The organism is Vreelandella boliviensis LC1, assembly GCF_000236035.1.
GTDB classification, from domain to species: Bacteria; Pseudomonadota; Gammaproteobacteria; order Pseudomonadales; family Halomonadaceae; genus Vreelandella; species Vreelandella boliviensis.
This window is the reverse complement of the sequence record NZ_JH393259.1, coordinates 409,192-431,358: the sequence shown is the minus strand read 5'-3', so window position 1 is coordinate 431,358 and position 22,167 is coordinate 409,192. Positions and strand designations below refer to the sequence as shown.

The following is a 22,167-nucleotide window of genomic DNA, read 5'->3' as shown; positions in this document are numbered from 1 at the left end:
GTCTCCCCATGCGAGAGTAGGTCATCGTCAGGCACTTATTTAACAAAGAACCCAGCCACCCGGCTGGGTTTTTTGTGTGCGTGGAAGAAAAAAACAAGGGGTCTCCCTATGGAGAGTATCGGGGCGCCGACCGGGTCATCGTCAGGCACTTATTACGAAAAATCCCCCAGGGCTGATGCTCTGGGGGATTTTTTTGTGTGAGATCCCGTGAGGGATAAGGGTGAGGAGTGAAGGGTTCCAATTCCTCACTCCTCCCTCACTTATATATCCCTACGATGTTGGCAGATGCCACCTGCCCAGGTTTCATAGATGGCGCGGTCGTCAGCCAGCATCATTAGCGCAAACAGTCGTTCACCAAGCGTAGTGCAATGGCTGATACGTCGAGACAGCAGCGATGTTGCCTGTGGGTCAATCACCACAAAGTCAGCCTCAAGGCTAGGAGCCAATTGACCGACATGGCTATCCAGCGAGAGCGCTTTTGCATTGCCCATGGTTAAGCCATAAAAACCCTGCCATGCGGTAAGGGGCTGTCCGGCTAGTTGACCCACTTGATAGGCCGCTTTAAGCGTTCCAAACCCTGATAAATCAGTGCCTGCGCCAATGTCACTAGCAAATGTAAATGCCATTCCCGTCTGTTTGGCGGCTTCACGGTTGAATAATCCGCTGCCAAGGAAAAGGTTAGAGCTAGGGCAAAAAGCAATATTAGCGCCGCGATCGGCTAGGCGCTTGCGCATGCCGTTATCGAGATGAATGCCGTGTGCGAAGGTGCTGCGGGGCCCGACTAAGCCTGCTTCTTCATAAACGGCTAAGTAGTCGCGGCTGCTTGGAAATAATTCTGCTACCCAGTCTAACTCTCCGCTATTTTCAGCTAAATGCGTTTGTAGCCAAAGGCTTGAGTCATTACGAAGCAGGGCACCTGCCGCATCCATTTGCGTTTTGGTTGATGTCGGTGCAAAGCGCGGTGTGACGCTATAGCCCAGTCGGCCATTGCCGTGCCAGTCTTCAATAAGTCGCTCGCTGTCAGCAATGCCAGATACACCGTCCATCAGCGCCTCTGGTGCATTACGATCCATCAATACCTTGCCGACCAGCATGCGTAACTGACGTTTTTGACAAGCGGTGAAAAAGGCATCTACGGAGCCAGGGTGGCTAGAGCCAAATACTTGAGCGGTGGTAGTCCCCGCACGCAGCATTTCATCTAAAAAAGCGTTAGACAGCGCTTCTGCATGAGCATGATTAGCAAAGCGACACTCTTCAGGGAAGGTGTAGTCATTTAACCAGTCAAGCAGTTGGCGGCCATAAGAAGCCATGATATCCAGCTGCACATAGTGCACATGGGTATCGATAAACCCCGGCATAATCAGTTTGTCACAATAATTGAGAACGTCAGCACCTTTGGGTAGTGAAGGTGAGAGTTCGGCGAAATGGCCGATGGCATGAATGTGCTGGCCTTTCAACCAGAGCAATCCGTCGCCGTAATGCTCTAAACTTTCCGGTTCGGGCGTATTGCCATCGCCAGGGTCGCGGGCAAAACTAATCAATTCGGCACGAATGAACGTATCGGTAGAAGAATTCATATTAACTCGTGGTCGTCGGAGAGTCGGTCATTAGCGTTCGTAGCGCCTGGGAATCAAGACCGCGGTTTTCTTGAGAAGAGGGCGCATCCGTTAGCCAAAGCAGTTCGGCCACCACCGTTAAAGCAATCGCATAGGGCGTTTTATTATTGAGCTTAGTGGCCTGGATACGCCCAATGGGGCATCGCACGCGCAAAATTTGTTTGGCAGAGTAACCTTCGCGCTTAAGGCGTCCTTCAAAGCTTGCCCATTTGCTGTCAGAACCAATCAGTCCAATCGACGCGACGTCATCGCGATCGATCAGCGCGGTGATTAGGGAATAGTCTTCGTCATGGTTGTGCGTCAATACCAGCGCATGGGTATCTGCGCGCAAGGCGGCGACACTGTGCTGTGCATCTTGAAGTGGATAAAAGTTAAGTCGTGGCTGTTGCTGATATTGTTCGGCAAAAGCATCGCTTCGGCTATCGTGCCAGTGCAACTGCCAGGGAAGCGGCGCACTTAGTTTTACAATTTCCTGACCTACATGTCCTGCACCGAAGATGGCGATGTGCGTTGTAGTGCCAGGAAAGGCTTCCAAGAGGATATTAACGAAGCCGCCGCAGCACTGGCCGCTGCGCCCACCTAGAGAGAAAGCTTCTAAGCTGAGGCCATAGCGTTGTTCAGCCAAACAAGCACGTGCGGTGGTAATGGTTTGCCACTCAAAGGTACCGCCACCTAGCGTATCGAAAATAGCATCGTCAGTAATCACCATGCGCGCACCAGGCTCGCGGGGCGTTGAGCCTGCGCTGGTCACCTGGGTGGCTAATACATGGGGAATGCCGTCGCGCTGTAAGCGGTGGAGTGCCGCATGCCAGGTTTCAGGTGTATGAAGGTCACTCACAGCGCTTTCTTCCTGATGGCATTGGCCGCCAGCATAACCCGCTCTGGCGTGGCCGGGGTGTCTAAGTGAGGCGATATGGCGTAATCGGTAAGGCTCGAAAGGGCATCACGCAGCGCTGACCAGACACACATACCCAGCATAAAAGGGGGCTCGCCTACTGCTTTTGAGCGATAGAGACTGGCCATGGAGTTGGGATGCCCTTCCAAAAGGGCGACATTAAAGATAGGCGGTAGGTCGCCAAAGGTAGGAATTTTATAGGTCGCCGGGCCATCGCTGACCAGCACGCCTTTATCGTTCCACTTCAGCTCTTCGCTGGTCAACCAGCCCATTCCCTGAATAAAGCCCCCCTCCACCTGGCCAATATCAATGGCGGGATTTAATGAATCACCCACATCGTGCAAGATATCGACGCGGTCTACCTGATACTCCCCGCTCAAGGTATCCACGCTTACCTCTGCCACTGCCGCGCCAAACGCAAAGTAGTAGAATGGCCGGCCTTGCCCAATGGAACGATCATAGTGAATCAGCGGGGTGGCATAGAAGCCTTTTGCAGATAGCGATATGCGATTTAGGTAGGCTGTTTGCACCAACTCACCCCAAGGGATGCGGCGTTCGCTTTCTCCGATTCCTGCTACCAACATGCCTTCTTCTAAACGCATACCTTCACGGTCTAGGCCCTCCGCAAAGTGCACCGCAGCGAAGTCAAATAGGCGTTCACGTAGCTTGCTGGCCGCGTCCCGTGCTGCCATACCATTTAGATCAGCACCGCTAGAGGCAGCGGTAGGGGATGTGTTGGGAACTTTGTCGGTTCGCGTAGCGGTGATGCGCACCTTCTCCAGATCCAGGCCCAGCTCCCTAGCCACTACCTGACAAATTTTAGTATGTAGCCCTTGGCCCATCTCGGTACCGCCGTGATTGATCATCACACTGCCGTCGGTGTAAACATGCAGTAGGGCACCCGCCTGATTAAGGTGCTGGGCGGTAAACGAAATGCCAAATTTAACCGGGGTAAGTGCCAGCCCTTTCTTAATAACAGGGCTCGTGGCATTGAAGTCACTGACCTCTTTGCGCCGCGCCCAGTAATCGCTGTCGCTTTCGAGTGTTTCAACGAGCGTATGCAGGAGTTGCCGCTGATCGACTTGCTGGCCGTAATGGGTCATCTCGCGGCCATCACGGTAGAAGTTGCGCTTACGTACGGTCAGTGGGTCTTCGCCAATCTGGCGGGCAATATCATCCATGGCCGCTTCAATGATCATCATCCCTTGGGGGCCACCGAAACCTCGAAAGGCGGTATTGGAAGCGGTATGGGTTTTGGTTCTATGACCGACTACCTGGGCATCCCCCAGCGAGTAGGCGTTGTCGGCATGGAACATAGCGCGATCGACGATAGCGTCGGAAAGGTCCGGCGAGTAGCCGCAGTCACCGATCACCGTGATTTCACCACCCTGAATAACGCCTTCAGCATCAATAGCCAGTCGGTAGCGGTTATGGAAGGGGTGGCGTTTGCCCGTGGCGCGCATATCTTCACTGCGCGGTAAGCGGAGTCGAACCGTCTTGCCGGTGCGGCGGGCAATAATCGCGGCAATACACGCCCAGGGAGAAGCCTGAGTCTCTTTGCCACCAAAGCCACCGCCCATACGGCGGACTTCTACGGTCACGGCATGAAAAGGAATATCGAGCACCTCGGCCACCAGCTTCTGGGTCTCGCTAGGGTGCTGGTTGGAGGTGTGGACGATAACGCCCTCATCTTCGGTGGGGTGAACCACGCAGGCCTGGCCTTCCAGATAGAAGTGCTCTTGACCTCCGACGAACAGCTCGCCTTCAACAATCTGTTCCGCTTGGTCAAGCGCCTGCTGCCAATCGCCACGGGTCTGCACGTGGGTCGGACGCACAAACTCCTCGCGCTCCGTTGCTGCCACTGGGTCTAAACTGGCGGGCTGTTCATCGATGCTAATGGTGGCTAACTTGACGGCTCGACGTGCTGCCTGCAGCGATGTTGCTGCAACGGCGAACAGGCATTGGCCCGCGTAGCTGATCTCCTGATCGACAAAAATTGGATCGCCGGGAAATACTGGCCCGATATCGGTATGCCCCGGTACCTCATGAAACGTAATTACATCGACTACGCCCAGCGCCTCTTTGACTTTACCGAGATCAAGCTGCGTTAAGGTGCCGTGGGCCACAGGCGATAGGCCTAGCGCCACATGCAACGCATCGGCCGGTACGGCCAAGTCGTCAATATAAGCCGCCTTGCCGGTAACGTGTTTTTCGGCACTTTCGTGAAAACTGGCGCTTCCCGCCTGTCGCATGCCTTTGCTGTCGACCGTATGGCGTGCCAAGGGCCCAGCGCCTTGGATGTGGTCGTGTAGTTCGCGGCGGGCACGGCTGCTATCGCCGTCCAATTTAGTGAGCGTACGCATGGAGCATCACCTCATGGTCGGGCGCTGAGAGAGATATATAGAGACGTTCAAGCAGGTTCTTGGCGGCTTGCTGACGATAATGCTGACTGCCCCGCACGTCACTCATGGGTTGGAAATCATTCTCGAGTGCCTGCTGAGCGGCGCGAAACGCTTCCACGCTAATGGTGCACCCCTCGAGCGCAGTTTCTACAGCTTGCGCGCGTTTGGGAATAGCGGCCATGCCGCCAAAGGCGATCCGCACATCGCGTAAGGAACCTTGTTCAATGCGGTAGCTAAAGGCACCGAGTAGCGCGGAGATATCATCTTCGCGACGCTTGGAGAGTTTCCAGACGCGTAGTTGGCAGCCTTCAACCGGCTGGGGAACAAAAATTCGGGAAATGACTTCATCAGCCGCCAGCGCGGTTTTTTTGTAATCCAGGAAGAAATCTTCCAGCGCTAGGCAACGCTTGCCGGTAACGCTGGCAAGCTCTATCTGGGCACACAAAGCCAGTAGCACGGGGGGCGTATCGCCAATAGGGGAAGCATTGGCAATATTACCGCCTAGGGTTCCCCGGTTGCGAATCTGCTGGGAGCCCAGCCGGTGCAGTAGATGGGCAAACGCTGGAAAGTTGGCTTCAAACAGCGGCTCAAGCTGCGTATAGGTCATCCCAGCGCCTATCCACCAGCCGGTTTGATTTTCAAACAGGGCCTCTTCAATGGTGAGTAGCTCGGCAACGCGAGAAACGTCAATCAACTGGTCAAAGGTTGCCAAACGCTGAGTGATCTCCAGCCAGAGATCCGTGCCGCCTGCCACCAAGCGTGCCTGTGGGGCTGCTTGGCGCAATTGCGTTAGCGTTGCCAGGGAGGTTGGCTGGGCGAAAAAGGATGCTGGCTCCGCTGTCTCGGTGGTTTGAGAATCACTTTTTGACGCTGGCTGCGACGCATCGAACCACAGAGGGCGCTGGTAGGCAATATCGTTCATAAGCAGCGCCGCATCCCGAATTGGGCGATAGCCGGTGCAGCGGCACAGGTTTCCACCTAGCGCGGCTTCAAGTCGCTCTGGTGTTAGCGGTGAGGGCCGCTGAGTAAGGTCGTTATGCAGAGTGAAAAGCGACATAACAATACCCGGCGTACAAAAACCACACTGGCTGCCATGGCATTCGATCATCGCTTCCTGGGCTGGGTGCAGGTGGCCTTTTTCCGACAACCCTTCAACGGTGACCAAGTGCCTGCCCTGTAGTTGGTGAGCAGGCGTGATGCAAGCGTTAGCGCTGGTAAACCTTTGCGTGCCAGCCGTTGGCTCACCAATCGCCACGGTGCAAGTGCCGCAATCGCCCGATGCGCAGCCCTCTTTGGTACCCGTCTGGGCCAAATGCTCACGTAATAGGGTTAAAATGCTGGTGTCTGGTGAAACACTACACCGCTGGGGGGTCCCATTGAGCAGGAACGCAATCGTTGCCATGCCGAACTCCACTGTTATTGTATAGACCGGGATTGTGTTGGCCGATCGGTCAGCTTTGTTGAGCTTGAGACAAAACACCCTACCTTGCAAGCATTTGCTCACTGCACAGGAGTGGGGCAAGCTTATGTGAAATGCTAACTTTTGGGGCAGCCAGCCTATCCAATTATGTAACTAAACATTCACGTTACGAATCACTCACACTAATGGGGATTACCGTTAATGACCGCCGTATCTGTCACTCATGAAAGCCCAAGCCGGGAAAGAATGGAGGCAAGTATTCTAAGGGCCGCTGAGGAAGTGTTTTCTCAGCACGGCTACCGCGGGGCGAGTTTGCAAGTGATCGCTGATCGAGCAGGTCTCCCCAAAGCCAATATTTTGTACTACATGGGCAGTAAGCAATCGCTTTATGTGCGACTGCTTAACCGCATGATGCGCCGCTGGAACGAAGTGCTTGAAGACATTACCCCGGATAGCGATCCAGCGGCGGTACTCAGTGACTTTATTCGCACTAAAATGGTGCTAGGACAGCGCTACCCAGAAGGTTCAAAACTATTTGCAGCGGAAATTTTAGCCGGTGCCCCCTTCTTAAGTGATTATTTGGCGGGCGAGTTGCGCGATTGGGTGGCTTCTCGCGCTGCGATCATGCGCCAATGGTCAGCCCAGGGAAAAATGGATACTGTCGACCCCAGGTGGCTGATTTTCTTAATTTGGTCTGCCACCCAGCACTACACTGAATATAGTGCCCAGGTCAGCGGCATTCTAGGCCGAGATGCGTTAAGCGAAGATGATCTTGAGTCCATCTCCGACTTTCTTGAACACGTTATTCTAAAAGGCTGTGGTATCACTACACCTACACTTGCATCCAAACCAAATATCGACGTTCACAGGATTGAAAAGTGATCTTCAAATGAGCGATTTGCCTATTGATCAGTATCTTGATCAGCTCAAAACCGTCCTGGCCAGTAGTAATCGGCTGTTGTTGATTGCCCAGCCGGGAGCAGGGAAAACCACCCGCGTGCCGCTCTGTTTACTTGAAGAAGATTGGGTCAAAGGGCAAAGGCTGCTTTTACTCGAGCCACGACGGGTAGCCGCGCGATTGGCGGCTTGCTATATGGCCCAACAGTTGGGTGAAAGCGTTGGCCAAACGGTGGGGTATCGCATGCGCGGTGATAGCTGTGTGAGCGCGCAAACCCGCTTGGAGGTAGTGACCCAGGGCGTGCTCACCCGCATGCTGCAAGCTGACCCGCTGTTAGAAGGCATTGCCGGGATCATTTTTGATGAGTTCCATGAGCGTAGTCTAGAAGCCGATGTGGGCTTGGCGTTAATGCTGGATGTGCAAACCAGTATTCGCGACGATTTGCGCTTACTGGTGATGTCGGCAACCCTGGATGTCGAAGCGCTCAAGCGGGTGTTGGGCGGGCCGGTGCCTGTCATTGAGTGCCATGGGCGCCAGTTTCCGGTGACGACGGCCTATCGTCCTGCTCTAAGTGGCGAGGAGAGCGTTAGTCACGCGCTTCGGGTGATTGAAGAAGCGCTATCAATGCCCGGTACCCAAGACATACTGGTGATCTTGCCCGGCGTCGCCGAAATCAATCGCTTAGTTCAGTTGCTGGAAAAGATGCTGCCCGATCTGGCCATTCGGCGGCTGCACGGGAGAATGAGTATTGCTGAACAGCAGGCAGCTTTGGCGGCGAATACATCAAAACAGCGAATTATCGTGTCCACCGCCATCACCGAATCAAGCATCACCGTGGATGGGGTGAACGTGGTGATTGACGGTGGCCTAGAGCGGGTGCCGCTTTTTCAGCCGCGCACAGGGCTAACCCGTTTAACGACCCGCCGTATTAATCGCGCCAGTGCCGATCAGCGGCGGGGGCGTGCAGGGCGGCAGCGGGAGGGCAGCTGTTTTCGGCTCTGGGCTCAGGAGCAGACGTTGGTGCCTTACGGTGAGCCGGAAATTCTACAAGCGGATCTCTCATCGCTAGTGCTCGAACTGGCTTGTTGGGGCGTCGCATCACCCCAAGCGCTAAGCTGGGTAACGCCGCCGCCGGAGGGCGCCTGGCGAGGTGGCCAATCGTTACTGGTGCAACTGGGTGTGTTAGACGAGTATTACAAGCTAACTCCTCTGGGTAACCGCTGTGCCCGATGGCCAGTTGAGCCGAGAATTGCTGTGATGTTGGAGCGAGCGTCAGACTTTAATGTTTTGCCGCTGGCCTGTGGGATGGCGGCACTCCTAGAGGAGCGTGACAGCAGCGAGCGCTCTCTGCACGACGCGTTGGCACTGCGTGTTCGTCAGCCTAAACGTTTTCCCAGCTGGCAGCGCGAAGCGCTTAGGCTGGCAAAAATAGCAGGGATTGCACTTAGTGACGCCGTGTTAGAGCCGCTTGGGCCACTTCTAGCGTTGGCATACCCAGAGCGTATTGGCCAGCAAATGGATTCTGGCATATTTCGGCTTGCGAATGGCAAAACCGCCACGTTGCCTTTAAACGATATGCTGGCGCATCAGTCCTTTTTAGTGGCTGTCGCGTTACATAGTACTGTGGGCGGTCAAACGCGTATTATCACAGGTGAGCCGCTGTCACTTGAATCACTGCTTTCGCTATATCCCGGTATTCAAAAATGGCAGCCGCGGGTGGCTTGGTCGCAAGAGCAGGGCCGTTTAATCGGTGAAGAGGTGCAGGCGCATGCTAGCCTTGTCATTGCCAAGCGGCCTTTAGTGCACTTACCTGAGGAGGCGGTAAAAGAGGCGTTATTGAACGCGCTGCGTCAGCAGCCGGGTCGGTTATTCGGTGATAATCTACAGCAGATGCGTGGACGTATGGCGTTGCTGCGCGATAATCTAGGCGAAGCATGGCCAGATTGGTCGGAGCCAGCGCTATTAGCTTCACTAGAGAGCTGGCTAGCCCCTTACCTAATCGGTATTAAACGGCTGAGTCAAATTGAGAAATTGCCGCTAGAGCGCTATCTGCTCAATTCACTGACCTGGGAAGCGCAAAGCGAATTTGAGCAGTTAACCCCGCTAATGCTTGAGGTTCCTAGCGGCAAGCAGGTTGGCTTAGACTACCAGCCGTGCCTTTCCCAGCGCCCACCTATTTTAGCATTGAAACTGCAGGAGGCCTTTGGCTGGCGGGTAACACCTACCGTTTTGAATGGTACCGTTGCCGTGATGATTCATCTGCTTTCGCCTGCGCGGCGTCCGCTGCAAGTGACTCAGGACTTAGTCAGCTTTTGGCAAAATGGCTACCCCGAGGTACGCAAAGAGATGCGTGGTCGCTACCCCAAACATCCTTGGCCAGAAGACCCGCTAACGGCACCCGCTACTGCGCAAACCAGGCGCAAGGTGTGACTGTATTAGCTATCGTGACACAGGTATTGATTCGCTGCGTTTTACCGGGATCTCGTCTGGAATGCGGTAGCGTACACCGTCCACCCGTTCTTCTTCGTAGCGTTGATTCTCCTCCTCAGGCACAACACCGATAACGGTTTCCTTAGAGCCGTCCGGCCATGTATAAGTAGTACAGCCTGCTAACAGCAGCGGAACAATAACAAATAACGTCGAGATGGGTAATGCGAGGCGGCGCTTGAACATAAGGCACTCCATTGGGTGGCGCTGATCCTGAGAATAAACTGAGTATCTCACATTGAGGAACTATAGGTCGTCATTTGCCTGGCTGTAAATGCTTAGATTTCGCTCCTTTACACTGACGTAATGCTTATGTATGCCTATGATAATAGTGGTTAACCCTTCAGTCCTGAATGAATGCGAGAGCGTCAATTCCCCCTCGGAGGTTATATGTGGTCGGTGGTGAAGTCAGTTTTAGCAGCATTACTAGGCGTTCAGAGCAACCAAAAGCGGGAAGAAGACTTTAGTAGTGGCAAGCCAGCAGCCTACCTTGTCACTGGCGTGGTGATTACGCTGCTGTTTGTTTTACTGCTTATTTTTTTGGCTATGTTTGCGGCCCGCTGAAAAGCGTTGATAGCGTTAAATAAGCAAAACGTGACGAATGGCACATATTTTCTATACTGCTAATATCTCATTTAATCCTGTCCTAATCTAACGATAAGTAATAACAACAATAAACTGGAGGTCTCTATGCGTTCACGGTGGCGGTGGCTAATGGCCATATCCCTTGCTGCAAGTGGGGCACAGGCTCAGGCGAACGGCTGGAACATGCCCGTTGGCGTAACAGATGTGAGCAGCGATATTTATGGCCTGCACATGACCATTTTTTGGATATGTGTCGTGATTGGCGTGGTGGTATTTGGGGCAATGTTTTACTCCTTGTTCCGTTATCGCCACTCCAAAGGTGCAAAGGCTGCCCACTTTCACGAACATACCAGTGTGGAAGTGTTATGGACCGCCATCCCCATTCTGATTCTGGTCGGCATGGCAGTGCCCGCCACCGCTACCTTGAAAAATATGTACGACTCATCAGACGCCGAGTTGGACGTAATGATTACCGGCCAGCAGTGGCGTTGGCGCTATGAGTATCTTGGCGAGGATGTTGCGTTTACCTCAAATATGAGTACGCCGAGAACGCAAATCAGTGGCGAAGAAGCCCGTGGGGAGCATTACTTATTAGAGGTTGACGAACCGCTGGTGCTGCCGATTAACCGTAAAGTACGTTTTCTGATGACTTCAGACGATGTTATTCACTCTTGGTGGGTGCCGGATCTAGCGGTTAAGCAGGATACGATTCCCGGCTTTATCAATGAGAACTGGGTGAAGATCAACGAACCGGGTATATACCGCGGACAGTGTGCTGAGCTGTGTGGTATTGATCACGGTTTTATGCCTGTGGTGGTGCATGCAGTAGAAGAAGAGGAGTTTGAGAATTGGTTGGCCGATCGGAAAGAAGCTGCTGAGCAAGAAGCGATGGGCGTTGACCGCGAGTGGGAAATGGATGAGCTAGTGGAGCGGGGCGAATCAGTTTATCAATCGATCTGCTCCTCTTGTCACCAAGCTGAAGGTCAAGGCGCGCCGCCTGCGTTCCCGGCACTGGCGAATAACGAACAGCTAATCAGTGATGTGGATTGGCACCTAGACAAGGTCATAAACGGTGTGTCGGGTGCGGCGATGCCCGCTTTTCGTAGCACATTAAACCCGGTTGAACTTGCCGCAGTGGTCACCTATTCGCGAAATGCTTGGGGTAATGATACGGGAGATGTGGTGCAACCTTCTGAAGTGGCAGAGTTAATTGCCCAGTGATCCAGGTTTGCCACTCAAATCAGACAACAACAATATTTCGGAGAGTTACATGGCGCCCAATATGCCTCCTCAGCCCCCGCTGCAACACAGCACTACGGCCGTCGCCGATGGCCAAAGTCATGGTCATACTGCGCCACCCAAAGGTATTTTGCGCTGGCTGCTGACCACTAACCACAAAGAGATTGGCTCCCTTTACCTGATTTTTTCGCTGACAATGTTTTTCATCGGCGGAATATTTGCCCTGGTGGTCAGGGCCGAGCTTTTTCAACCCGGATTGCAGTTGGTCGAGCCAGAGTTTTTCAACCAGATGACCACCATGCATGGCTTGATCATGGTGTTTGCAGCGGTGATGCCCGCTTTCACCGGGTTAGCCAACTGGATGATACCGCTACAAATTGGCGCGCCTGATATGGCGTTGCCCCGGTTGAATAACTTCAGTTTTTGGCTGCTGCCAGTGGCATTTACGTTGTTACTTTCAACACTGTTTATGCCCGGCGGTGGCCCTAATTTTGGCTGGACATTTTATGCGCCGCTGTCGACGACTTACGCGCCACCTTCTACTACCTTCTTTATTTTAGCGCTGCATATTGCCGGTATTAGCTCCATTCTCGGTGCCATCAACATCATCGCGACCATTTTGAACATGCGTGCTCCGGGCATGCGCTTAATGGACATGCCGCTGTTTGTCTGGACTTGGCTGATTACCGCTTTTCTGTTGATTGCCGTGATGCCGGTGCTGGCAGGGGTAATCACCATGATGCTTATGGATATCAATTTTGGAACCAGCTTCTTTGACGCGGCAGGCGGTGGGGATCCTGTGTTATTTCAACACCTATTCTGGTTCTTTGGGCATCCCGAAGTGTACATCATGATTCTGCCTGCCTTTGGTATTGTCTCAGCAATCATCCCCACCTTTGCGCGTAAGCCTCTGTTTGGTTACGCCTCCATGGTGTACGCCACCGCGGCCATTGCGCTGTTGTCATTTTTAGTCTGGGCTCACCATATGTTTGTGGTGGGGTTGCCTTTGGTGGCAGAGCTGTTTTTCATGTATTCCACTATGCTCATTGCCGTGCCTACTGGGGTTAAAGTGTTTAACTGGGTAACCACACTGTTTCGCGGCTCGATTAGTTTTGAATCGCCGATGCTATTTGCCCTGGCCTTTGTGGTGCTGTTTACCATTGGTGGTTTTTCAGGGCTGATGCTAGCGATCGCGCCGGCGGATTTTCAGTATCACGATACCTACTTTGTGGTTGCCCACTTTCACTATGTGTTAGTACCTGGGGCGATTTTTGCCATTATGGCAGGGGTGTATTACTGGTTGCCGAAATGGACTGGCCACTACCCCAATGAGCGATTAGCCCAGTGGCATTTCTGGTTTTCAATTATCGGCGTCAACTTAACTTTCTTCCCCATGCACTTCGCTGGCTTGGCGGGTATGCCGCGGCGAATCCCTGACTACGCCCTTCAGTTTGCCGATTTTAACTTACTATCGAGTATTGGCGCCTTCTTCTTCGGCGCATCACAGCTGCTATTTGTCTTGGTAGTCATACTGTGTGTCCGTGGTGGCAAAAAAGCGCCAGCAAAAGCCTGGGAGGGCGCAGTGGACTTGGAGTGGACGGTGCCTAGCCCAGCACCCCTGCATACGTTTGAAACGCCACCGGTGTTTCATCGCACGTCCCACTAGAAATGACATAAACCACGTGGGCCACTGTGCCTAAGAGGTGCTATGGATAGTCAAAATCAGGCAAAAGTGGGCGTGCGCCGCACGGTCATTAGAACAGTCGCCGTTCTGGTTGGCATGTTTGGATTTGCCTTTGCATTAGTGCCGCTTTATGACGTTTTTTGTCGGATCACCGGTATTAACGGCAAAGTGGATGCCACGGCGCAAAGTATTGTGCATGAAGAGGTAGATGAGTCGCGTTATATAAATGTGCAATTTATCACCCGAGGCAGCGCAGGCTTGCCGTGGCAGATGAGCGTAGAAATGCGCCAGATGAGCGTGCACCCAGGGCAAATGGCGGAAGTCGATTTTACCTTCACCAATAATAGCCGTAGCGAAAACTGGGGCCGGGCAGTGCCTAGCGTCTCCCCCTCAAGTGCCACGCCTTATCTGCGTAAAATCAGCTGCTTCTGCTTTCAAGAGCAGCTGTTGCAGGGGGGGGAGCGTTTAACGATTCCGTTGGTATTCCAGCTGGCACGGGATCTACCTAAAGATATTAATACTATTACGCTGGTGTATACGCTGTATCCGGTAGAGCATGCGATTCAAAGCGCCTCATTTAATAACACGCTTAACAACAGTTCTCAGAGCGACCTCAAAAACTATCTAAAAAACAATAAAGCGGCGGGAGAAACAATATGAGCAGTGGTAGCTATTACGTTCCTGCGAGTAGTCGGTGGCCTGTGCTTGGTTCAGTGGCCCTCGGTGCCATGATGGTCGGTACCGGTATTAAGCTTGTCTATGACACCGGCTTGCCGCTGGTATTAATCGGGGTGGCGGGCGTTATTGCAGTGATGGGGCTGTGGTTCCGTGACGTGATTAGCGAGTCCCGGGGTGGGCTATATGATGCTCAAATGGATCGCTCATTTCGCTGGGGTATGGGCTGGTTTATTTTTTCGGAAGTGATGTTTTTCGCCGCATTTTTTGGCGCGCTGTTTTATGTACGTATGTTTGCTATCCCATGGTTAGGAGGGGAAGGGGCAAAAGGTGTTTCCGCGTTGCTATGGCCTGACTTTGTAGCAACATGGCCGCTACTGAACCCGCCTGACTCATCCATTGCAGGCCCCCAGCAAGTCTTTAGCCCGTGGCAGCTGCCTCTCGTCAATACGCTGATTTTGATTACTTCCAGCATCACACTTACCGTTGCACACGAAGCCCTAAAAGTGGGTGACCGTAAAACATGTCGTAACTGGCTGACGGGCACCGTGCTGTTAGGTTGCTGCTTTATCATGATTCAGGGCATTGAGTATTACGAGGCCTACGCGCATTACGGAATTACCTTAGAAGCTGGGATCTTTGGTGCGACGTTCTTTATTTTGACGGGGTTCCATGGGGTTCACGTCATTATCGGCACGCTGATTTTAGCCACCATGCTGGTGCGTATTATTAAAGGACACTTCGCTGATGAAAACCATTTTGGTTTTGAAGCCTCATGCTGGTATTGGCACTTTGTGGATGTAGTCTGGGTTGGGCTGTTTATTTTTGTCTATGTTTTATAGCCGCATTAGCCTAACTGGCCTGACCAGAAGCCGAAAATGATAAGGGCCATGAGTAGGCAGGCTAAGCCAATTCTCCATTTGAGAGAGAGTAATAGGCGGCGAGAAGAACCATTATCACGCAGCAGGAAGCCTGCTCCCATGGCCAAGCTGATAACCATCGCAATGAATACCGCGGCAATGAGTATTTGTAACCACATGATGAAACCCTCTCGGCAATGGCGTTTTTATAGTTGGTATCTGTTCTGGAGTTTACTGGTGACGTTAGGCGCCTGTTTAGGACTATGGCAGTGGGAGAGGGCAGATGACAAGCGGTTAGCAATGGGCGTTCGCAATGCAGCCCCTGCATTGGTGCAACCTACTGTGCAGCCAGCCCAAGGTTCCCGGGTTACATTGCGGGGGGAGTACTTGGCGGAGCAAACACTCTATTTGGACAATCGAGTTGTAGGCGGAAGAGTGGGTGTGGCTGTACTAACGCCACTGCGTGATACCCACGGGCAGCTTTGGCTGGTGCAACGGGGTTTTTTAGCAACCGGGCCTCGCCGCAAACCACCTCAGGTAGAGACACCCCGTGGCGGGGTTGAGCTGACCGGTGAGTGGCAGGATGTTCAGGAGGGTGGGCCGCTATATGGGGAGAATAGAGAAGGGGTAAGGCTACAGCAGCTCAGTCTTGAGCCCTGGCACGCTTCACTAGGTGCCTTTAGCTACGCAGGATGGTTACACGCTAGTAAAGGCGACGGGGTTTTGATCCCTTGGTGGGAAGCCAATGTAATGCCACCCAGTCGGCATATGGGCTATGCCTTCCAGTGGTGGGGGTTAGCCCTGGCGGCCTTGGTGGTCATGCTTATCGGCGGCCAGAGATTACGTCGAGATGTAACTCAACAAAAGCGTTTAGGTAATAAAAATAAACAGGGGTGAATACTATGCAGGACGCCAAGCACATTCGCCGCCAGCGGCTCAAGTTGATCCTTATTTTTGTTGTATTTACGGCCCCTATGGTTGCTGCGTGGGGGATGGTCGAGTTACGCATAGGTATTCCCGACCGACATACGGCTCACGGAACAGTTGAGCTGGATTTGCCCATGCTTGACGAATGGCCACTAACCAAGGCGGCTGTTAGTGGCCAAGATGAGTGGATATTGGCGTTTGACTGCGCCCAGCATTGCGAACAGCGCATGGATGAGTTTTGGCGGCTACATCGCGCTTTAGGGCGCGAGGCACCGAGATTAATCCGTTTGCGAATTGGTGGGGACCCAGAACCGTTACCGGGAGAGGTAACCAGCGATTGGCAGCACTTGCCTGCATGGCGTGAAGACAATTCAGTGTGGGTACTTGATCCTATGGGGCGCCCTGCATTGGCCTTTGAGGCCAATGTCGCTACTAAGTATGTGCTCGAAGATATCCAGCATTTGCTTAAAGTGAACCCTCAATAAAGCAAGCTCACCTTTGTTGTTAAGGAGCCGCCATGGACGATTCATATGAGCGCCGCTTGCGGTGGTTAGTGCGATTAACGCTAGTAGGTACTCTGTTTACCGCAGTGGTCATTTTGGTAGGCGCCTGGACGCGTTTAGTCGACGCTGGTTTGGGCTGCCCTGACTGGCCTGGTTGCTACGGCAAGCTGCTAGTCCCCGATAGTGACTTTGCCACGCTGCGCCATCCTGATGTCCCGTTGGAACCCTTTAAAGCGTGGGTGGAAATGGTGCATCGCTATATCGCGACTCTGCTCGGGCTGGTGGTACTCAGCGTTGTTGCGTTAGGTTGGCCTTTGCGTGATCGTCGCGATTATCCTTGGCGTCTAAGCTTGTTGCTGCTCGTCGTTATTTTGTTGCAGGGCGCCTTTGGTGCCTTCACCGTTACGCTCAAGTTATGGCCTCAAGTCGTCACCCTTCATCTACTGGGCGGGTTGAGTGTATTGCTGCTGTTCTTTTGGTTGCATCTTCGCTTACGCCTTACCTCGACGCCAAAGCCAACAAGTGAGCCTCGGCGCGCTAATGCGTGGTGGAGTATTGCGGCATGTTTGCTGGTTGTGCAACTGGCGCTAGGCGGTTGGGTGTCGAGCAATTATGCCGGTATCGCTTGCCAGGGATTCCCCACTTGCAATGGTCAATGGGTACCCGCGATGGACATTAGCGAGGGATTTCATCTCACCCAGACCATGGGGCCCAATTACCTACATGGGCAGTTGCATGCTGACGCACGAACCGCGATTCAAGTGGCTCATCGCCTGGGAGCATTGTTGCTTGGTGTCGGGCTAATAGCGCTCTGGTGGCGTTATCGGCATTGGCAGAGTGTTGCAAGACCGCTCGCGATAGTCGTCGGTTTGTATGCGCTGCAGGCTGCGTTGGGGGTTGCCAATGTGGTGCTTTGGTTGCCGCTATGGCTGGCGCTACTGCACACAGCTGGCGCCATTGCGTTGGCCGCCGGACTCGTTTGGGCGTGGTGGCGTTGGCGCTACCAAGAGGCTGGCGTTTACACAACGACCAATCATTCACCTTATAACAACGTTATCGCTCAATAAAAGGGAAGCATGCCATGCGAAATATAACAATGACGCTACCCACGGCAGTGCCTTCTATGGTGTGGGGCTGGAAAGAGCTAGTTGGCCTGTGCAAGATTAAAGTGGTGGCTGTTATGTTGGTGTGTACAGCCGTAGGGATGGCATTAGCAACCCCAGGCCTACCACCACTGACGAGCGTAATCCTTGGCCTTGTCGGTATCGGCTTGGCCTCTTGCGGTGCGGCTGCTTTTAATCATGTCATCGACCGCCACTTGGATGCGGTAATGACGCGAACTTCTCGCCGCCCTGTGGCAAGTAAGCGGCTACCCGTGGCAATCGCGCTGGGTTGGGCGTGCTTGCTTTCTGCCGCAGGTGTTGCGCTATTGGCGTGGCAGGTTAACCACTTAACGGCTGCGCTAACCTTTGCCTCCCTAATTGGTTATGCGCTGATTTATACCGCTTTTTTAAAGCGGGCTACGCCACAAAATATCGTTATTGGTGGGGTGGCTGGCGCTGCACCGCCACTTTTAGGCTGGGTTGCAATCACAGGGCAAATTACCGCTGAACCGATGCTGCTGATGCTGATTATTTTTGCCTGGACGCCACCCCATTTTTGGGCGCTGGCCATTCATAAGCGCGATGATTATGCCCGGGCGGGTATCCCCATGCTGCCTGTTACTCACGGGATTCCTTTTACACGGTTGCAAATTTGGCTGTATGGCTGGCTAACAGTGCTAACCACTTTATTGCCGGTGATGATAGGCATGAGTGGCGCACTTTATCTATTCATTGTGCTGTTTCTTAATGCACGCTTTATGGCCTGGAATTGGCGAGTGTGGCGTGGCCAGGATCCCACTGCCCCTATCGGCGCATTCTGGTTCTCGATTCGCTACCTGTTAGGTGTTTTCGGTGCGCTAATAATCGATCACTACACTGCGGCGCTGATCTGGTAGTCCTGTGCATAAAGTGATCTGTAGACCGTCCATTCAGCTAGATGGCGCTCAAGTCTCGATGCTATTGGCTTAATGGTGGTATAAGGGTGTACAATTTTCGTTAAGTAATTTATTCGCTTAATGAGGAGCTTCATGAACTCAACGATAGCGCTGGTATTACTGGCCGTGGCGATTGCGGTGATCATAGGGCTATGCTTCTACGCATGGTCTTTACGTAAAGAGGTTAGTCGCCGAGAAGCATACCGGCGCGATGAAGATGCTCGCGCTCAGCAAAACAGTTTAGAAAATCTCGATTATGTAGCGAGCGCGCTGGTTCAGGAGCAGGTCGATATTACAGAGGGTGCCTGGCGTTGTAAGGTGCTACTTGAGATCATTGATCCCAGCTTAACGGAACGAATTGAATTTAAGGCATTTGCTGAACACTATAGCCGCACTCAACACCTGAATACGCATTCCGCCCGTCATCAGTTGACTGCTCGAGAGCGTATGCAGGAAGACAAAGAGCGGTTGATGGCCGAAAATGACATGCGCGAAGCCGTATTGGAAGCTGCCCGAGCAGTGTTGAAATGGCGCTCCAAAGGTAAAAATGCGTTGCATTAAATATTGATTTTGAGCGGTTTGCACCGCCAAAATGCATAGCAAACTAATTTTTAATGCTCATCGCGGCAATTTTGCTATGCTAAAGGATGTCGGTATTGGCAAGAAGTTGATATCTTGGCATTGTTGCCTTCCTGCACGTAAGCGTTAATGATAGGCACACCGTTTTGTATTGACCGGGTTCTGGGTGGTTAGTATGTCGCTATTTGTACTGGGAGCTTAGAACATTAACCGGTGATACAGGACAGGCGAAAAATGGATGCTCTCGCAAATAAGAAGCATTGGACAGATTTGGTCACTTATGACCATTTCAGCATTGGATCAAGAAGGAGTCTTGCATGAAAAAATCAACGACTGGCTTGCTAATCGGTTCTGCACTGGTAGTTGGCCTTTCTGGCTGTGCCAGCTCGGCCTCACAGTCTTCCGGCCAAGCAAGCGCTAGCAGCGACCGCAGTTGGTACCAGCACCCTGCGGTATGTGGTCTGGCAGGCAGTGTTATCGGTGGCAGTATTGGCTACGCCACGAGCAGTAGTTCTGATGAAGAGAGCGGTGCTGCTACCGGTGCCGCTGCAGGTGCAGCTATCGGCGGTTTGCTATGTGCTGATCGTACACCAAAGCCGGTTGCACCGCAGTGCCCGAGCTACGGCGAAGTTCCTGCTGGTGTTGCAGTGGACGCCCAAGGTTGCCCGCTAGATTCTGACGGTGACGGCGTGCCGGACTACCGTGATCAGTGTCCAGGCACACCCGCTGGTGTTGAAGTTAATGCCAACGGTTGCCCGCTTGATTCCGATAACGACGGTGTGCCGGATTACCGTGATCAGTGCCCGAACACGCCTGCTGGCGTAGAAGTGAACGCACTGGGCTGCCCGGATAGTGTTGTTCTTCAAGAAGTTAACTTCGAGTTTGACTCTGCACAGTTGACTTCTAACGCACGCAGCGTGCTGAACGGTGTTGCAGAGCGTCTGGTTAACAACCCAGATGTACGTGTAAGCATCGAAGGTCACACCGACTCGCGTGGTTCTGACGAGTACAACAAAAACTTGTCACAAGAGCGTGCCCAGTCTGTGGCGTCTTACCTCGCTAGCCGCGGTGTAGCTACCAACCGCATGCGTGCGGTTGGTTACGGTGAAGAGCGTCCGATCGCCTCTAACGAGACCGAAGAAGGCCGCTTCCAGAACCGTCGCGTTGAACTGGATGAGTGGAACTAAGTTCACTTATCTTCTGAGTTTTGTTGGTTATCTATAAAGGGTTAACTGCAATTCACAGGTAAAGAAACGGGAGGCTTAGGCCTCCCGTTTTTATTTTAAGCAGTCAGCAAGTCTGCTAGTCTTGCTGCTGTTTTTGTTTTGCACCTCCCAAGACCATTGATAGCGAAATGTGATCCTTGGTATGGATCACCACTGCGCTCAAGGAATCTGAATGCCTATTGTTACTCTGCCTGACGGCAGTCAAAAAACGTTTGAAGCACCGCTGACCATTATGCAGCTCGCAGAATCCATTGGCCCTGGTTTGGCTAAGGCCTGCGTTGCTGGGAAAATCGATGGTGTGCTGGTGGATGCTGCTGACCTGATTGAGCAAGATGCGGAAGTGTCTATCATCACCGCACGTGACGCTGAAGGGTTGGAAATTATCCGCCACTCCTGTGCCCACCTAATTGGTCATGCGGTTAAGCAGATGTATCCCGAGGCCAAAATGGCGATCGGGCCAGTTATTGAAGATGGTTTCTACTACGATATTGAGTTTGGTCAATCTGTCACTCCGGAAGACCTTGAGACCATTGAAGCGCGCATGCAATCACTGATTGAGCGTGAGTACGATGTGGTGCGCGAATATGTCGATCGCGACAAAGCAATGCTGACCTTTTTGCATCGTGATGAACCTTACAAGCAGGAGATTGTGCGCGATATTCCCGATGATGCCACGATCCGGCTATATCATCACGAAGAGTACACCGACATGTGCCGCGGGCCGCATGTGCCGAATACACGTCACTTAAAAGCCTTCAAGCTAACTAAGCTGGCAGGTGCCTATTGGCGCGGTGACGCAGCCAACACCATGCTTACGCGTATCTATGGCACCGCATGGGGCGACAAGAAACAGCTTAAAGCTTACGTCAAGCGTCTTGAAGAGGCAGAGAAGCGTGATCACCGTAAGTTGGCACGTCGACTGGATCTCTTTCACATGCAGGAAGAAGCGCCGGGAATGATATTCTGGCATCCAAATGGCTGGGCGCTATGGCAGCAGATCGAACAGTATATGCGTGGTGTCTACAAAGAGGGTGGGTATCAAGAAATACGTTGTCCCCAGATTATGGACGTGTCGCTTTGGAAAAAATCAGGGCACTGGGATAACTACGCGGACGGTATGTTCTTTACTGAGTCCGAAAAGCGTGAGTATGCCCTCAAGCCGATGAATTGCCCTGGGCACGTTCAGGTGTTTAATTCCGGTTTGCGTAGCTATCGCGAATTGCCCGTTCGTTTTGGTGAGTTTGGTGGCTGCCACCGTAACGAGCCATCAGGCGCTTTACACGGTATTATGCGTGTGCGGGCGTTTACGCAAGATGATGGTCATGTATTCTGTACAGAAGCTCAAGTTGAGCCTGAAGTGACTGATTTTCATCGTCAAGCACTAAAGGTGTATAGCGATTTCGGCTTTGAAGATATTGCTATTAAAATTGCCCTTCGCCCAGAAAAGCGAATTGGAAGTGATGAGGTTTGGGATCGGGCAGAAGAAGCGTTGCGTAGCGCATTAAAAACCTGTGGTGTTGAATGGCAGGAACTTCCTGGCGAAGGCGCGTTCTACGGCCCCAAGATCGAATATCATATGAAAGATTGTCTGGGGCGCGAATGGCAGGTCGGTACCATGCAGGTCGATTTTATGATGCCAGAGCGTCTCGGGGCTCAGTATGTGACAGAAGAAGGCCAACGCAAGTCGCCGGTGATGTTGCATCGTGCTATTGTTGGCTCCATGGAGCGCTTCATTGGCATCTTGATTGAACATTATGCGGGCGCTATGCCATTATGGCTTGCGCCACAGCAAGCGGTTGTCATGACCATCACCGATTCACAACGTGAATACGCGTTTGAATTAGAGAAGCGCCTGCAAAAAAGTGGCTTGCGTGTTAAAGCGGACTTGAGGAACGAGAAGATCGGCTTTAAAATTCGTGAGCATACGTTACAGAAAGTTCCCTATCTCCTTGTGGTGGGAGATAAGGAAGTTGAAGCTGACTCAGTAGCCGTGCGAACACGCAGCGGCGAAAACCTCGGTACAATGACGGTTGATGAGTTTATTGAACGCCATACTGCCGAGAGAGTAGCCCTGGCGACATCGTCAATTGCCTAAGGAGACGGAACGATCAAGAGAAGCAACCAGCGCGGGCG

At 52.8% G+C, this 22,167-nt stretch carries 20 protein-coding genes; 14 read left to right on the top strand and 6 right to left on the bottom strand.

Translation table 11 applies throughout. From position 1 onward, the window contains the following. Nucleotides 1-260 precede the first annotated feature (260 nt). The 4 genes from guaD to xdhA are packed head-to-tail and all read right to left on the bottom strand — an operon-like array spanning nt 261 to nt 6,315. Entirely contained in the window at nt 261-1,577 is a 1,317-nt protein-coding gene (guaD, locus tag KUC_RS16470) for a guanine deaminase (protein WP_007114366.1), read from the bottom strand. 1 nt (nt 1,578) lies between these two features. After that, nucleotides 1,579-2,454: a xanthine dehydrogenase accessory protein XdhC gene (gene xdhC, locus KUC_RS16465; RefSeq protein WP_007114365.1), complete on the bottom strand. Its 876-nt coding sequence runs from the start codon at nt 2,452-2,454 to the stop codon at nt 1,579-1,581. Next, nucleotides 2,451-4,874 (bottom strand): xanthine dehydrogenase molybdopterin binding subunit, encoded by a 2,424-nt coding sequence (xdhB, locus tag KUC_RS16460; protein WP_040481289.1) that lies wholly within the window; start codon nt 4,872-4,874, stop codon nt 2,451-2,453. The genes xdhC and xdhB overlap by 4 nt, the downstream gene beginning before the upstream one ends. Then, entirely contained in the window at nt 4,858-6,315 is a 1,458-nt protein-coding gene (xdhA, locus tag KUC_RS16455; RefSeq protein WP_040481287.1) for a xanthine dehydrogenase small subunit, read from the bottom strand. Before xdhA ends, xdhB begins: the two co-directional genes overlap by 17 nt. Before the next feature lie 219 nt (nt 6,316-6,534). On the opposite strand from xdhA, the gene KUC_RS16450 reads away from it, so the two are divergent. Beyond that, a complete protein-coding gene (locus KUC_RS16450; protein ID WP_040481285.1) occupies nt 6,535-7,215 on the top strand; it encodes a TetR family transcriptional regulator C-terminal domain-containing protein in 681 nt (226 codons plus the stop codon). A 7-nt stretch (nt 7,216-7,222) separates the two neighbouring features. Next, nucleotides 7,223-9,661, top strand: a complete 2,439-nt coding sequence (gene hrpB, locus KUC_RS16445) for an ATP-dependent helicase HrpB (RefSeq protein WP_007114361.1) — start codon at nt 7,223-7,225, stop codon at nt 9,659-9,661. Between the two features lie 9 nt (nt 9,662-9,670). On the opposite strand, the gene KUC_RS16440 is transcribed toward hrpB, so the two are convergent. Continuing rightward, complete coding sequence (locus KUC_RS16440; RefSeq protein WP_007114360.1) at nt 9,671-9,904, bottom strand: hypothetical protein; 234 nt, start codon at nt 9,902-9,904, stop codon at nt 9,671-9,673. 204 nt (nt 9,905-10,108) lie between these two features. On the opposite strand from KUC_RS16440, the gene KUC_RS19470 reads away from it, so the two are divergent. From KUC_RS19470 to KUC_RS16420, 5 genes are all read left to right on the top strand, one after another. Then, the gene (locus tag KUC_RS19470) at nt 10,109-10,282 is read left to right on the top strand and encodes a DUF2970 domain-containing protein (protein WP_007114359.1); all 174 of its coding nucleotides are present in this window, start codon (nt 10,109-10,111) and stop codon (nt 10,280-10,282) included. A 126-nt stretch (nt 10,283-10,408) separates the two neighbouring features. Next, nucleotides 10,409-11,524, top strand: a complete 1,116-nt coding sequence (gene coxB / locus KUC_RS16435; protein ID WP_040481282.1) for a cytochrome c oxidase subunit II — start codon at nt 10,409-10,411, stop codon at nt 11,522-11,524. Nucleotides 11,525-11,573: 49 nt separating this feature from the next. Next, nucleotides 11,574-13,208, top strand: a complete 1,635-nt coding sequence (ctaD, locus tag KUC_RS16430; protein ID WP_007114357.1) for a cytochrome c oxidase subunit I — start codon at nt 11,574-11,576, stop codon at nt 13,206-13,208. 42 nt (nt 13,209-13,250) lie between these two features. Further along, nucleotides 13,251-13,886 carry a cytochrome c oxidase assembly protein gene (locus KUC_RS16425; protein ID WP_007114356.1) on the top strand — a complete coding sequence of 212 codons (636 nt, stop codon included), beginning with the start codon at nt 13,251-13,253 and terminating at the stop codon, nt 13,884-13,886. Next, nucleotides 13,883-14,743 (top strand): cytochrome c oxidase subunit 3, encoded by an 861-nt coding sequence (locus KUC_RS16420; RefSeq protein ID WP_040481280.1) that lies wholly within the window; start codon nt 13,883-13,885, stop codon nt 14,741-14,743. The genes KUC_RS16425 and KUC_RS16420 overlap by 4 nt, the downstream gene beginning before the upstream one ends. Nucleotides 14,744-14,748: 5 nt before the next feature. Here the strand turns inward: KUC_RS16420 and KUC_RS16415 are convergent, their stop codons facing one another. Further along, nucleotides 14,749-14,940, bottom strand: a complete 192-nt coding sequence (locus KUC_RS16415) for a DUF2909 domain-containing protein (protein ID WP_007114354.1) — start codon at nt 14,938-14,940, stop codon at nt 14,749-14,751. On the opposite strand from KUC_RS16415, the gene KUC_RS16410 reads away from it, so the two are divergent. The 7 genes from KUC_RS16410 to thrS all read left to right on the top strand — a co-directional run bounded on the left by KUC_RS16410 (nt 14,939) and on the right by thrS (nt 22,129). Further along, nucleotides 14,939-15,658 carry an SURF1 family protein gene (locus KUC_RS16410; RefSeq protein WP_040481278.1) on the top strand — a complete coding sequence of 240 codons (720 nt, stop codon included), beginning with the start codon at nt 14,939-14,941 and terminating at the stop codon, nt 15,656-15,658. The genes KUC_RS16415 and KUC_RS16410 overlap by 2 nt on opposite strands. Nucleotides 15,659-15,663: 5 nt before the next feature. Continuing rightward, entirely contained in the window at nt 15,664-16,173 is a 510-nt protein-coding gene (locus KUC_RS16405; RefSeq protein WP_007114352.1) for a redox-active disulfide-containing membrane protein, read from the top strand. Between the two features lie 32 nt (nt 16,174-16,205). Beyond that, complete coding sequence (locus tag KUC_RS16400; protein ID WP_007114351.1) at nt 16,206-17,258, top strand: COX15/CtaA family protein; 1,053 nt, start codon at nt 16,206-16,208, stop codon at nt 17,256-17,258. Between the two features lie 14 nt (nt 17,259-17,272). After that, on the top strand, nt 17,273-18,190 hold the full coding sequence (gene cyoE / locus KUC_RS16395; RefSeq protein WP_040481276.1) for a heme o synthase: 918 nt from the start codon (nt 17,273-17,275) through the stop codon (nt 18,188-18,190). 132 nt (nt 18,191-18,322) lie between these two features. Further along, nucleotides 18,323-18,790, top strand: a complete 468-nt coding sequence (locus KUC_RS16390; RefSeq protein WP_007114349.1) for a DUF2489 domain-containing protein — start codon at nt 18,323-18,325, stop codon at nt 18,788-18,790. A gap of 335 nt (nt 18,791-19,125) precedes the next feature. Continuing rightward, a complete protein-coding gene (locus KUC_RS16385; RefSeq protein ID WP_007114348.1) occupies nt 19,126-19,995 on the top strand; it encodes an OmpA family protein in 870 nt (289 codons plus the stop codon). Between the two features lie 211 nt (nt 19,996-20,206). After that, complete coding sequence (gene thrS / locus KUC_RS16380) at nt 20,207-22,129, top strand: threonine--tRNA ligase (protein ID WP_007114347.1); 1,923 nt, start codon at nt 20,207-20,209, stop codon at nt 22,127-22,129. Nucleotides 22,130-22,167: the final 38 nt, after the last annotated feature.